Consider the following 13,696-nt stretch of genomic DNA (forward strand, 5'->3'; position numbering starts at 1 on the left):
ATGTACAAGGTAATCAAGCGTCTTGAAATTTCGGGAGCGCACCGTCTTTCGCTCCCTTACGAAAGCAAGTGCCGCGGACTCCACGGGCATAACTGGATCATCACGGTGTTCTGCCAGAGCGAAACGCTCGATGAGAACGGAATGGTGGTCGATTTTTCGAAGATTAAGGAAATCGTGAAGGGGCAGCTCGACCACAAGTTCTTAAATGACGTGATGGACCTGAACCCGACTGCCGAAAACATGGCCCGCTGGATTTGCGAACAGGTGCCGCACTGCTACAAGGTGCAGATTCAGGAAAGCGAAGGCAACGTCGTCGAGTACGAAGCATAAGAGGCATGAGCGCGGTCTTATGAAAGTCTGCGAAATTTTCAAGAGTATCGAGGGCGAAGGCATACGGACGGGGCTCCCCGCCGTGTTCGTGCGCCTGCACGGCTGCAACCTGCGCTGTTCCTATTGCGATTCCATGTACGCGGTCGAAGGTTCCGATTACAAGACGATGGACCTGCAACAGGTTCTTGAGGCGGTAAAAGGCTACGGCGTTAAAAACGTGACCCTCACCGGAGGGGAACCGCTACTGCATCAGGGTGTGGCCGAACTTCTGGAAACCCTGAGTCGCGAGGGGTTCCGCGTGAATGTCGAGACGAACGGGACCGTTCCTGCCAAGTGGAGACTCCCGGGGCTTTTCTACACGATGGACTGGAAATGCAAAAGTAGCGCGATGTCTTCGCACATGAAACTCGAGAACATGGAGACGATTGGCGAAGGCGATGTCCTCAAGTTCGTGGTCGGGAGCGTCGAGGACCTGGAAGAAACGGAATCCGTGGTGGAACGCCTCGCTGCCAAAAAATCCGCCCAGGCTTTACAGAAAAATTTACCCGATGGGGTTCCGCAAGGGATGCCCTCTATTTTCGTGTCGCCCGTATTCGGAAAACTTTCGAATGTGGAAATCGTGAACTGGATGCTCGCAAGCGACGTGATGGTTAAAAACGACGCACGGTTCCAGGTGCAGCTCCATAAGGTTGTCTGGGATCCGGACCTCCGCGGAGTGTAATCTGTTTGCCTTATCCCTTTAATGGCGACATCAGCCCGTGGGGCTGATTTTTTTATTTCCACTTTACATTTGCGCTCCTTTGGTCGATAATTATGTTAGAGACCTTCATAGAAAAAAGGAGACGTCATGAAACGGCTGATCGGTATCTTAACGGCGGCATACCTTGTCGCAGTAATTGCCTGCCCGCTTATTTTGTTAAAAAGCGGTTCCAAAGAATCGGAAGACGCCCCCAAAAAGGAACCGACAGTTGCATTGCAGGCTCCGGATTGCAAGGACTTATCCGATATAGCGGAGAAGGTGGATAAAATCTATTCCATGCTTGCTGCCATGAAAATGGAATACAGCCTGATTGGAAAAAGCGACCTGGAGCGGGTCAAGGCGGAAATCGCCATGCATGACGACGAATTGATTGAGTGCGACCCCACAAAAGAGAAAGGCTGTATGCAATTCTCCAATTATGGAACGGAACGCGACAGCAGCAGGTTTTACACGGTTTCCTTGCATTGGGAATTGCCGAGGTTCCAGGTTTATCCTAAACGGGTCCACTGGAAAATCATCAAGGGATTGTTGGGCGATGACTTGACCGATGCAGACACAATCCTTGATGCCAGACATTTAGGAGAAATTCAAAAAAGAGCCCTTTACCGTCAGGTGGAAGAATACAAGAGGTTCATTGAGTCCGAACTCAGGAATTATCCCGGTGACTGGTACTATGACAGCGCCCAGACGGAAGTCGCCGCCACCCTCAAATACAAACGCCTAGACAGTATAGATGTCGCGTTCAATTCACAACTGTGGACGACTTATTATATTTCGAACGCCGGGTACAATGCCGGTGCCGCCGGAGGATACAATTACGAGTATCATCGGACCTTCTCGAAGAAAGACGGGTCGCTGGTTGATTCCACTATTTTCAATCCAGATGAAAAGGAAAAGATTGTATCGCTTCTTCGCAAATACGCGGAAAAATACGATGCCAACGCCGACGCCATTGGCATAGATTTCAAACTTGAGCCTTCCTTTTTGAAGGACGGTATCGGTTTTGACGGTTTATCTTTCGAAATCGGCTGGCATACCCACGGTAGCGTGATGATCGTGGTGCCTTACAAGGAAATTTTGCCCTATATGGAAACTTGGGCCCGCCGAGAATTCGGTCTTACTGAATTTTCCCAACAGAGATGATGAATAAACTTAGCAACCACTGGTTCATTACTTTTAAAGGAACAGACTATGCTCAAACCTGCAAATAAAGAAGAACTGAAGAAAATTATCGACAAACGCATTCAGACCAAGGGATACAGATGCGACCTGAACGACATCGATGTTTCGGATATCACCGATATGAGTTATCTGTTTTTTGGAAGCTCATTCAATGGCGACATTAGCGAGTGGGACGTGTCTAAAGTAACTAACATGAGCCATATGTTTGATGGCAATTGTTGGGATGAAGACTTCGATGAAAAAAATCTGTTTAACGGCGATATCAGTAGGTGGGATGTATCCAATGTGACCGACATGAGCTGGATGTTCATGGACAGTAAATTCAACGGCGACATCAGCCAGTGGAATGTGTCCAATGTGACTAACATGAATAGAATGTTTTTGGGCAGTAAATTCAACGGTGACATCAGTAGGTGGGATGTGTCCAAAGTGATCGACATGGGCATGATGTTCTACGGTAGTGCATTCGACAGCGACATCGGCCAGTGGAACGTATCCAACGTGACCGACATGAGCATGATGTTCAACTTTAGCAAATTCAACGGTGACATTAGCAACTGGAACATATCCGAAGAAATTTCAAGTCAGGATAGCTGGGTTCGTCATAATTACATAAGAAAACAGTATTTAACGGAAAACGCTCTCTTAGAAAAACAGTTTTTAACAGCAACCTCTCTCAATAAAAAAGAAATTTTGAGAAATCTTATTCACACAAGAGTTTATCTGTTCGGATCCGGATGCGACCTGAACGACCTCGATGTTTCGGACATTACCGATATGAGTGGGGTGTTTTCTGGAAGCACATTCAACGGCGACATCAGCAAATGGGACGTATCCAATGTGACTGACATGCACGAAATGTTCAGCAATAGCGCATTCAACGGCAACATCAGCGAGTGGGACGTATCCAAAGTGACGAACATGTGGAGCATGTTTAAAGGAAGCTCATTCAATGGCGATATCAGCAACTGGGATGTGTCTAATGTGACCGATATGCACGAAATGTTCAGCAATAGCGCATTCAACGGCAACATCAGCCAGTGGGACGTATCCAACGTGACCAGCATGAGCGGGATGTTCCGTAAAAGCCCATTCAACGGCAACATCAGCCAGTGGGATGTATCCAACGTGACTAACATGAGCGGAATGTTTTCTGGCAGCTCATTCAACAGCGACATCAGCCAATGGAATGTTTCCAACGTGAAGTACATGAGTAGTATGTTCAGCAATAGCACATTCAACAGCGACATCAGCGAGTGGGATGTATCCAAAGTGACCAGCATGTGGAGCATGTTTTCTGGAAGCACATTCAACGGCGACATCAGCAACTGGGATGTATCCAAAGTGACCGACATGAGTAATATGTTCAGCAATAGCACATTCAACGGCAACATCAGCCAGTGGAACGTGTCCAATGTGACCAGCATGTGGAGCATGTTTAAAGGAAGTGCTTTCAACGGAGACATCAGCGAATGGGATGTATTCCCAGAATTTTTAAATCAAGATGGCTGGATTCGTTGTACTTACACAAAAAAACAGTTTTTAGCAGCACCCGCTCTCGATAAAAAAGAACTTTTAAGAAATCTTATTGATGAAAGAATTAAGCTACTCGGCCCCGAATGCAATCTGAACGACATCGATGTTTCGGACATCACCGATATGAGCAGGATGTTCTATAAAAGCCCATTTAAAGGCAACATCAGCAAGTGGGATGTATCCAATGTGACCAACATGCGCGAAATGTTTTGGAATAGTCAGTTCAATGGCGACATTAGCAAGTGGAAAGTCTCCAAAGTGAAGGACATGAGGAGTATGTTTAAAGGAAGCTCATTCAATAGAGACATCAGCCGGTGGGACGTCTCCAAAGTAACCGACATGAGTTATATGTTTTCCCAGAGCAATTTCAACGGCAACATCAGCGAGTGGAAGGTCTCCAATGTGACCGATATGAGCAGGATGTTCTATAAAAGCCCATTTAATGGCGATATCAGCAAATGGGACGTATCTAATGTGACCGACGATTACGGGATGTTCACCCTTAGCAACTTCGACGGCGACACCAGCAATTGGAAAATACGCCCTAACAGCAACACCAAGAACATGTTTGAAGACAAATAAAAACGCCTAGCTTTTGCAGGGCGGCCTTTCTCAACATTCAAAGCCTTGATGCAGATTTGCACAAGGCTTTTCACTTTTTTTGCGGCTACAGATTTTTATCACGAACTGACTTTACATTGGCGGAATTGCCCACGATAAATATATAGAGAATGCAACTAGTGGAGGCAACCAATGTTTGACTTCATCGACAACATCCTAGAACGCATAACGTATTTCTTCACGCAGGTGGTCTTACTCATCATCATCGTTCTTGCAGTCGTCTTGCTTGCCCTCGCAACTAACAGGCACAACAAGAACCCCTATGTGGACCACTCGCAAGAAATCCAGAAACAGAAAATCGAGGCCGAACGAGACGCTCAATACAAGGAGGCTTTGCAACGCCTCTATGACGAACAATACGGAAAATAAACCTACACAACAACGGAGTCGTCACCATGGGATGCCTTGTTAACCTATTCAAAACCTTCCTCGGAATAATCCTCATAGTCATCATGCTCATCGTGGGCTATAAGCTCATCTTCGACCCGTATAGGCCCGAATCGCCTAACAGCTGTTGGTCCCATAGACCTGTAGCAGAACAGACATATTCGAAGTCAGATGATGGTGAATACAAGGCCAAAGAAGAAAACTATGACTTCCGTACCAATGTCCCTGTACAGGTGGGTAAAAACCATGACTACATCATGGAGAACACCTTCCAGAAAGGATATGTCGTCATGGAGCTTACCCCTCAGCTTGAAAGCGGCCTCGTGTATGTCATCAAGGTGTTCAAGAGCCAGTTCGGAGAGGACTTCGCCCCGACCATTATTTCCGCTCATGACTCCTTCGATAGGCACGACAGGTGGTCCCATCATAGGACAGGCCGAGCTGTCGATATCAGCCTCGTAGACTTGCCATACTACGAGAGAAGGCGAGTTGTCAAAATCCTCGAAGGCACCCTCCCCAAGGACTACAAGGTAAGATGGGAAGACCAGTATACTTCCCGAGAATATCTCCATTTCCAATCCAAGCGTTAATCATATCTTCATAGGGCCCCTTTATAAGCCCGGGGAATACAAACATCATGAAACAGCTAGTCGGTATCACCCTTTCTTTCATCGCCATGGCCTTTGCCGACGATAATATGCATAACGGCACGGGGTTCTTCGTTAACAGAGAATACATCGTGACTGCGTACCATGTCGTTGAAAACTTTGAAAACACGTGTTATTACGATATCAAGAATGATACGTGCTACAAAGTTCATATCGTGGATTACAATTTAGAATCAGACCTCGTTCTGTTGAAGCTGGATGATGAACCTGTCGAAATGCCTATGGTATGCCGTCTTGCTCACTCTGAATTGGCTATCGGGGAAAGACTGACATCGTATGGCTACCCTGACCCGTTCATCGACCATGAGTTGACCATTATCCCGTTGAGCATTCGTATGCACTATCGTTATGATGGCAATTACAACTATTATCGCATGACGGGAAAATTGCGGCTTGGAATGTCTGGCGGGCCTAATTTTACCATAGATGGTCGAATCGGGGGAGTGAACAAGTCGATATCGCTGGTTGAACAGAATACCAGCAATCTGGTGAAGTCTACGGAAGTGGTTCGTCTGCTCCATAAAAATGGTGTAATGGAGTATCCGAACACCAGGAATGAGAAAAAATGTGTTATCAGCATCTTGAATTCCGTTGAAGATTTTAAGTCTGCTCACTATAACTGGGGCGTATAACGATTCTGCAATTCGCCAATTATGCGGTTTTAGAACTATTTTGATGTGGCGTTTGGTGCTTTTTTTGATGCCAAATGGTTATATTAACTTTGCAACCACTGGCTCATTACTTTTAAAGGAACAGACGATGCTCAAACCCGCAAATAAAGAAGAACTGAAGCAAATCATCGAGAACCGCATTCAAACCGAGGGGCCCGAATGCGACCTGAACGACATCGATGTTTCTGACATCACCGACATGAGCGAATTGTTCAAAGGAAGCGAATTCAACGGCGACATCAGCGGATGGAACGTGTCCAATGTGACTAATATGAGCGGAATGTTTTCTTGTAGCGACTTCAATGGCGACATTAGCCTGTGGGACGTTTCTAAAGTAACTAACATGAGCAATATGTTTGATATGAGCCATATGTTTGAAACCGATATTTGGGAGTTTGAAGACGATGATTGGGAGTTTGAAGACGATGATCGGGATGACGATTTGTTTACCGGGTTTAATGGCGATATCAGCAAGTGGGACGTGTCCAACGTGACCGATATGAGCAGGATGTTTCTTTATAGTAAATTCAACGGCGACATCAGTAGGTGGGATGTATCTAATGTGACAAACATGAGCGGGATGTTCTCCGATAGCCAGTTCAATGGCGACATCAGCAAGTGGGACGTGTCCAACGTGACCGATATGAGCAGGATGTTTCTTTATAGTAAATTCAACGGCGACATCAGTAGGTGGGATGTATCTAATGTGACTAATATGTATGATATGTTCTGGTTTAGTCAATTCAATGGCGACATCAGTAGGTGGAACGTGTCCAATGTGACCGACATGGGCGGAATGTTCTCTGGTAGCCAGTTCAATGGCGACATCAGTAGGTGGGACGTGTCAAACGTGACTACCATGAGCGGGATGTTTGACGGGTTCTCCTCTAGCAGCCAATTCAATGGCGACATCAGCAAGTGGAACATCTTCAACGTGACCAATATGAGCAAGATGTTCTCCCATAGCCAATTTAATGGCAACATCAGTGAGTGGAACGTATCTAACGTGACAAACATGAGCGGGATGTTCTCCGATAGCCAGTTCAATGGCGACATCAGCAAGTGGGACGTGTCCAACGTGACCGATATGAGCAGGATGTTCTCCAATAGCAAATTTACTGGAAACATCAGCGGATGGAAGGTGTCTAAAGTAACTAACATGAGCGGAATGTTCTCCCATAGCCAATTTAATGGCGACATCAGCAAGTGGGACGTGTCCAACGTGACCGATATGAGCGTAATGTTCGGATACCAATTCAACGGCAACATCAGTGAGTGGAACGTGTCCAACGTGACCGACATGAGCGGGATGTTCTCCGATAGCCAGTTTAATGGCGACATCAGCAAGTGGGATGTATCCAACGTGACCGACATGAGCGACATGTTCTCCAATAGCAAATTCAACGGTAACATCAGCGAGTGGAACGTGTCCAATGTGATCGACATGAGTGGGATGTTCTCCGGTAGCCAGTTCAATGACGACATCAGCAAGTGGGATGTGTCCAAAGTGACTTACATGAGTAGGATGTTCTCCGATAGCCAGTTTAATGGCAACATCAGCGAGTGGAAAGTCTCCAACGTGACAAACATGAGCTGGATGTTTTCCGATAGCCAGTTTAATGGCGACATCAGCAAGTGGGATGTATCCAACGTGACCGACATGAGCGGGATGTTCTCCAATAGCAAATTTACTGGAAACATCAGCGGATGGAAGGTGTCTAAAGTAACTAACATGAGCGGAATGTTCTCCCATAGCCAATTTAATGGCGACATCAGCAAGTGGAAAGTATCCAACGTGACTAATATGAGTAGTATGTTCCTTCGTAGCGCATTCAATGGTGACATCAGTATGTGGGATATGTCCAACGTAACCGATATGAGCAAGATGTTTTTTGAAAAAGGTGTTATTTATGAACGTACGATTCACAATCCTTTTGATGGCGACATCAGCAAGTGGAATGTATCCAATGTGACAGATATGAGTAGTATGTTTGAAGGAAGTTCATTCAATGGCGACATTAGCAAGTGGAATGTATCCAATGTGACCTACATGAGTCGTATGTTCTTTTATAGCCAGTTCAATGGCGACATCAGTAGATGGGATGTATCCAATGTGATTAACATGAGTAGAATGTTCTCCCATAGCAAATTCAACGGCGACATCAGCAAGTGGAACATACGCCCTGATTGCAACACCGAGAATATGTTCGACTAAAAAGTTCATAAATAAAAACGCCCTGCTTTTACGGGGCATCCCCTCTTAACATCCAAAGCCTTGATGCGGATCTGCACAAGGCTTTGGACTTTTTTTTGCGATTTTTTTCACAAAAAACCTAAAATGTCATAATATGACATTCGGTGAAGTTATATTTGAACTAACGGAATTTCAGCAGGGTTCCATAGAAAAAAAAGGAGGCGTCATGAAACAGCTTATCGGTATCATCCTTCTCTCCTTCTTCATGGCCTTTGCCGAAGAGGACATGCATAACGGCACGGGGTTCTTCGTTAACAGCGATTACCTCATCACTGCATACCATGTTGTAGACGAATTTGAACATAAGTGTTATTACGATATCAAGAATGATACATGCTACAAGATTCATATGGTTGATTACGATTTGGATGCAGACATCGCTTTGATGGTGTTGGATGAAGAGCCTGTCGAAATGCCTATGGTATGCAGTCTTGAACACGCTGAATTGCCTAATGGGGAAAGACTGACCTCGTATGGCTACACTCAGCCGTTCGTTAACCCTAATTTGACTGTTGTACCGATGCGTATTCGTATGCAGTATCGTTATGATGGCAATTACAGCTATTATCGCACAAGCGGAATAATAGAATATGGAATGTCTGGCGGACCTAATTTTACCACGGATGGTCGAATTGGCGGAATGAACAAATCTGTATCGCTAATGGAAGAGAATACGAGCAATCTGGTGAAGTCTACGGAAGTGGTTCGCCTGCTTAGGAAAAATGGTGTAACCGAATATCCGAACACCAAGAATATCAAAAAATGTGCAATCAGCATCTTGAATTCCGTTGAGGATTTTAAGTCTGCTCAATTTAACTGGGGCGTATAATTTTTATCTAATTTTTCTGTGTAATATTTTTCACTACGATGGATTAGAATATGGCAATTTTTGAAACTCTTTTTATCTTGGCAGGCCTTCTCATGGGCCTTGTGTCGCGGGGAGGAATGTACCTTTTCTTGCTGCCGTTTGCAGTAGTGGCATTCGTGCTCGCCATTATGAACAGGCCGAGCCCAACTGGTTCCAAGACAAAAAAAATCGTAAGCTCGATTTTATCGGTAGCATACCTTGTCGCGGTAGTTGTCTGCTCGCTTACTTTTTTCCAAAGCGGTTCCAAAGAACCGGAAGATGCCCCCAAAAAGGAACCGGCAGTTGCATTGCAGGCTCGGGATGACAAGGACTTGTCCATTCTGGAAGAGAAGATGGATAAAGTCTATTCCATGCTTACCGATATGAAAACGGAATACAGCCTGATTGGAAAAAGCGATCTGGAGCGGGTCAAGGCGGAAATTGCTATACACGACGACGAATTGATTGAATGTGACCCCACAAAAGAGAAAGGCTGTATGGAATTCTCCAATTATGGAACGGAACGCGACAGCAACAGGTTTTACACGGTATCCTTGCACTGGGAGTTGCCGAGGTTCCAGGTTTATCCTAAACGGGTCCACTGGAAAATCATCAAGGGATTGTTGGGCGATGACTTGACCGATGCCGACACGGTCCTTGATTCCAGACATTTAGAAAAAATTCGTAAAAGGGCCCTTTACCGTCAGGCGGAAAATTACAAGAGGAGCATTGAGTCCGAACTCAGGAATTATCCCAATGACTGGTACTTTGATAGCGCTCATACGGAAGTCGCCTCCTCCCTCCGTTACGAACGCCAGGACAGTATAGATGTCGCGTACGATTCACTGCTGTGGACGACTTATTACATTTCGAACGCCGGGTACAATGCCGGTGCTGGCGGAGGATTCATTTACGAGTATCATCGGACTTTCTCGAAGAAGGACGGGGCGTTGGTTGATTCCACTATTTTCAATCCAAATGAAAAGAAAGCGATTATATCGCTTCTTCGCAAATATGCGGAAAAATACGATGCCAACGCCGATGCCATCAGCATGGATTTCAAGCTGGAGCCATCTTTTTTGAAGGAAGGTATCGGTTTTGACGGGTACTCTTTCGAAATCGGCTGGCATTCCCACGGCAGCGTGATGATTGTAGTGCCTTACAAGGAAATTCTGCCCTATATGGAAGCTTGGGCTCTCCGAAAATTCGGTCTGACTGAAGGTGAATAATTGTTTTACATAGAACGGCGCCTTTTTTATATAAATTTACGCCATGAATATCTTGGTCTATTTCCTGTTTGCCCTGTCCGGGTTTGCGGGCCTGATTTACGAAGGCTCGTGGGCTCGTTACCTTAAACTTTTTCTGGGGCATTCCAGCTACGGCCAGGTGCTCACGCTCTGCATCTATATGGGCGGCCTTGCCATCGGTAGCTTTGTGGCGGGCAAGATGGTCGAACGTACCAAGCGCCCGCTCCTGGGTTACGGCATTGTGGAACTGGCGATCGGTATTGGCGGGGTGGCCTACCATCCGCTGTACCTGTGGCTTACGGGAATTTTCTACGACTCCGAATGGACGGCCACGCTCACGCCGCGTGGCGCAGAAATTGCGAAGGTGGTCCTGGCGACGGGTTCTACGCTCCCGATTGCGATTGCGGTCGGCATGACTTTCCCCTTCATTGCGGCGGGACTCATGCGCAAGAGCGGTGCCGAAGTGTCGCTCCCGATGCTCTACTTTACGAACAGTCTCGGTTCTGCTATCGGAATTCTTGCGACAAGTTACCTGTTGATTCCCGAAATCGGAAACCACGCTACCCTGTGCGTGGCAGCCTCTATCAACTTCCTGCTTGCGGCGGTGTTCAGCTTCATCGGCCTTGCGACATCGCCTGTGCCGACGCGGGAATCGAAGAAACCCGAGGAACAGGACGTGGACTATGTGGCCGAACACAAGCTTGCGATGCCGCCGAAAAATGCGTGGCTCTGGATTGCTGCGATTACGGGCCTCACCTCGTTCGTCTACGAAATCGTCTGGATCCGTCTGCTTTCGCTGTTGCTGGGTTCTTCGAGCCATAGCTTCGACCAGATGCTTTCGGCGTTTATCTTGGGACTTTCGCTGGGCTCCGCGGTGAGCGGCAGACTGCTCAAGAAAGATAGCCTCGTCGTGCTTTCGATGGCGCAGATTTTGATGGCCTTCTTCGCGCTTTGCACGTTGTATTTCCACCAGCCCTTCTGGGGCATGATGAACGAGGCGAACCAGATTTTCAACCCGACTTCCGACGGTTACATTTGCTGGAGCCTGTTCAAGTACGCGCTTTCTCTCTTGTGGATGGTGCCGACGAGTTTCTTTGCGGGCATGACGCTCCCGCTGATTACCCTGATTCTCACGCGCGCCTTCAAGAGCGAAGCCCCCATCGGAAAGGTCTACGGCTGGAATACGCTCGGCTCCATTATCGGCTCGGCAGGCGGTGGACTTCTGCTGTTGCCGATTCTGCAGCTCAAGGGCGCGCTCGTGACGGCAGCTCTGCTCGACTTCGCCATCGGCTTTATCCTGCTGGTGGTTTACCGCAAGCGTTTCCGCTACAGCGTGATGTTCTACATCATGGTGTGTGTGATGATTATGCCTGCCATCTTCGTGAAGTTCGATCCGTCGCTCATTACCTCGGGCGTGTTCCGTAGCTACAAGAACATGCACCCGAACGAAAAGATCCAGGTGATTGACGGAAAGACGGCAACCATCAGCTTCCACGAATCGCCGGTGCATTACTATGTAAAGACGAACGGCAAGGCCGACGCGAGCATGAGCAAGGACCGTGAGTCCCCGATTTCAAGCGACGAACTCACGCAGGCGGCAACCGCCTTTATGCCGATGGCCGTGAAGACCGAACCGTACGATGCCGCGATGGTCGGCTTCGGGAGCGGCATGGGCGCGCATTACCTGCTCGCCGACCCCCTGCTCAAGGATTTCGACTGCGTGGAAATCGAGCAGGCGATGATGGACCTTGCAAAGGGATTCTACCCGTGGAACTATCGCGGCTACGACGATCCGCGCATCCACATTTTCATCGACGATGCGACGACTTTCTTCCATACGAACCGCCGCAAGTACGACATGATTATCAGCGTGCCCTCTAACCCGTGGGTGAGCGGCGTGGCAGGGCTCTTTGCGCATGAATTCTACGCCAAGATGCGCCGCTACATGAAACCGGGCGCCCTCTGGGTACAGTGGATTCAGACGTACGAATTCAACGATCTCATGTTCCTGAACATTCTGAAGGCGCTCGACACGGTATTCCCGTACGTGAGCCTCTATAAGTCTACCGACGAGCCCGACATCATCATGATTGCAAGCGACCAGCCGGTACTGCAGAAGGGCATCGGGCGTTTCTCTACCGATACGGCCCTGGTGGCGGAATTCAACCGCATCCACCGTGACCCGGAATTCTTCGGCGAAAGAAACTTCCTCTTCACGAACAAGATGGTTAAGTCGCTGCTTGACGGTGTAAAGCCGAACAGCCTCTTTATCCCGATTGTGGACAACAAGGCCGAAGAGGCCCGCTTCGTGCATTCCGAGGCGCATATCGTGAACGTGTTCGACAGCTGCGAAGTCTGCTGGCAACAGTACCTCGACCCCGAGGACTACGCGCTCCGTCGCCCCGCCCGCGTGAAGGCGATGCTTGCCGAACCGAAGGACGAATTCAAGAAAACCGCGCTGCTCTCTTACGTGGCCGAATTAAAGAACTCTGCTCATCCGCAACAAACCGAAGATGTTGCTCTTATCGGTCATTCTCGACCAACGGGAGGGAATCCAGGAATTTCAAGTGGCGTCACCCCTGAGCCCCCCAAGGTCCCTGGGCAAACTAAGGTCACTGAGCTTGCCGAAGTGACCGCTGAACCCACTGCAACAAAGGTCACTGAGCTTGCCGAAGGGCCGAGCGGTTCCTCTGCCGAAGGGCCGGACTCCCTCGCCGAAGATCCTCGTCTCGTAGCGCTAGAATCTTCCCTCGCGTTCCAGAAGTTCCGCGAAAACTACATCGAATGGATCCGCACCGTCCCCATGGAAGTCCGCGACACCGACGAAGTCTACGTCAAGGTGCGCGACCTCGTTGCAGCGGGGGCTTTCCCGCGCAGTTTCTCCGAAGAATTCAACATCATGGAAGCCGCCCGCGAAGGTGTCTACAAGCAGGCTTCGCTCCTCATTGCCGATTTCTTTGACCGCTACGAAATGAACGAGATGGGCGACATCTTCTTGCGCAATTGCATCGTGATATCGCTCCTTGCGGGCGAACCGGAACTTGCAAACGTCATCTACGAAAGCGCCATCCAGAAAAACGAGGACTTCTTCGCTGTCGAAAAGCGCCTCATCGAACGTGAAATCCAGCGCTCCAGAAGAAACGGAAAGTAAACTCAAATTTTATTTTTAGGACAAATTTAATTAGGAAGGAAA

Annotated in this window: 11 protein-coding genes; all 11 read left to right on the forward strand. The window is 48.0% G+C overall.

Annotated elements, in window-relative coordinates; genetic code table 11:
• On the forward strand, nt 1-330 hold the full coding sequence (queD, locus tag Q0W37_RS08720) for a 6-carboxytetrahydropterin synthase QueD (RefSeq protein WP_297700633.1): 330 nt from the start codon (nt 1-3) through the stop codon (nt 328-330).
• Between the two features lie 19 nt (nt 331-349).
• Nucleotides 350-1,051 carry a radical SAM protein gene (locus Q0W37_RS08725; protein WP_297700635.1) on the forward strand — a complete coding sequence of 234 codons (702 nt, stop codon included), beginning with the start codon at nt 350-352 and terminating at the stop codon, nt 1,049-1,051.
• A 126-nt stretch (nt 1,052-1,177) separates the two neighbouring features.
• Complete coding sequence (locus tag Q0W37_RS08730) at nt 1,178-2,233, forward strand: hypothetical protein (protein WP_297700637.1); 1,056 nt, start codon at nt 1,178-1,180, stop codon at nt 2,231-2,233.
• A gap of 48 nt (nt 2,234-2,281) precedes the next feature.
• Nucleotides 2,282-4,390: a BspA family leucine-rich repeat surface protein gene (locus Q0W37_RS08735; RefSeq protein WP_297700639.1), complete on the forward strand. Its 2,109-nt coding sequence runs from the start codon at nt 2,282-2,284 to the stop codon at nt 4,388-4,390.
• A 171-nt stretch (nt 4,391-4,561) separates the two neighbouring features.
• Entirely contained in the window at nt 4,562-4,798 is a 237-nt protein-coding gene (locus Q0W37_RS08740) for a hypothetical protein (protein WP_297700642.1), read from the forward strand.
• An 83-nt stretch (nt 4,799-4,881) separates the two neighbouring features.
• Entirely contained in the window at nt 4,882-5,406 is a 525-nt protein-coding gene (locus tag Q0W37_RS08745) for a hypothetical protein (RefSeq protein WP_297700643.1), read from the forward strand.
• 47 nt (nt 5,407-5,453) lie between these two features.
• Nucleotides 5,454-6,116 (forward strand): serine protease, encoded by a 663-nt coding sequence (locus tag Q0W37_RS08750; RefSeq protein ID WP_297700645.1) that lies wholly within the window; start codon nt 5,454-5,456, stop codon nt 6,114-6,116.
• A gap of 127 nt (nt 6,117-6,243) precedes the next feature.
• Complete coding sequence (locus Q0W37_RS08755) at nt 6,244-8,370, forward strand: BspA family leucine-rich repeat surface protein (protein ID WP_297700647.1); 2,127 nt, start codon at nt 6,244-6,246, stop codon at nt 8,368-8,370.
• Between the two features lie 205 nt (nt 8,371-8,575).
• The gene (locus tag Q0W37_RS08760; protein WP_297700649.1) at nt 8,576-9,238 is read left to right on the forward strand and encodes a serine protease; all 663 of its coding nucleotides are present in this window, start codon (nt 8,576-8,578) and stop codon (nt 9,236-9,238) included.
• A gap of 50 nt (nt 9,239-9,288) precedes the next feature.
• Entirely contained in the window at nt 9,289-10,485 is a 1,197-nt protein-coding gene (locus Q0W37_RS08765) for a hypothetical protein (protein WP_297700651.1), read from the forward strand.
• A 43-nt stretch (nt 10,486-10,528) separates the two neighbouring features.
• Entirely contained in the window at nt 10,529-13,654 is a 3,126-nt protein-coding gene (locus Q0W37_RS08770) for a spermidine synthase (RefSeq protein WP_297700652.1), read from the forward strand.
• Nucleotides 13,655-13,696: the final 42 nt, after the last annotated feature.

The organism is uncultured Fibrobacter sp. (assembly GCF_947166265.1).
In the GTDB taxonomy this organism is placed as follows: domain Bacteria; phylum Fibrobacterota; class Fibrobacteria; order Fibrobacterales; family Fibrobacteraceae; genus Fibrobacter.

What these genes read in the sequence shown, in the direction of transcription:
- queD (WP_297700633.1), top strand. Translation starts at nt 1, where the DNA reads ATGTACAAGGTAATCAAGCGTCTTGAAATTTCGGGAGCGCACCGTCTT.
- Q0W37_RS08725 (WP_297700635.1), top strand. Translation starts at nt 350, where the DNA reads ATGAAAGTCTGCGAAATTTTCAAGAGTATCGAGGGCGAAGGCATACGG.
- Q0W37_RS08730 (WP_297700637.1), top strand. Translation starts at nt 1,178, where the DNA reads ATGAAACGGCTGATCGGTATCTTAACGGCGGCATACCTTGTCGCAGTA.
- Q0W37_RS08735 (WP_297700639.1), top strand. Translation starts at nt 2,282, where the DNA reads ATGCTCAAACCTGCAAATAAAGAAGAACTGAAGAAAATTATCGACAAA.
- Q0W37_RS08740 (WP_297700642.1), top strand. Translation starts at nt 4,562, where the DNA reads ATGTTTGACTTCATCGACAACATCCTAGAACGCATAACGTATTTCTTC.
- Q0W37_RS08745 (WP_297700643.1), top strand. Translation starts at nt 4,882, where the DNA reads ATGCTCATCGTGGGCTATAAGCTCATCTTCGACCCGTATAGGCCCGAA.
- Q0W37_RS08750 (WP_297700645.1), top strand. Translation starts at nt 5,454, where the DNA reads ATGAAACAGCTAGTCGGTATCACCCTTTCTTTCATCGCCATGGCCTTT.
- Q0W37_RS08755 (WP_297700647.1), top strand. Translation starts at nt 6,244, where the DNA reads ATGCTCAAACCCGCAAATAAAGAAGAACTGAAGCAAATCATCGAGAAC.
- Q0W37_RS08760 (WP_297700649.1), top strand. Translation starts at nt 8,576, where the DNA reads ATGAAACAGCTTATCGGTATCATCCTTCTCTCCTTCTTCATGGCCTTT.
- Q0W37_RS08765 (WP_297700651.1), top strand. Translation starts at nt 9,289, where the DNA reads ATGGCAATTTTTGAAACTCTTTTTATCTTGGCAGGCCTTCTCATGGGC.
- Q0W37_RS08770 (WP_297700652.1), top strand. Translation starts at nt 10,529, where the DNA reads ATGAATATCTTGGTCTATTTCCTGTTTGCCCTGTCCGGGTTTGCGGGC.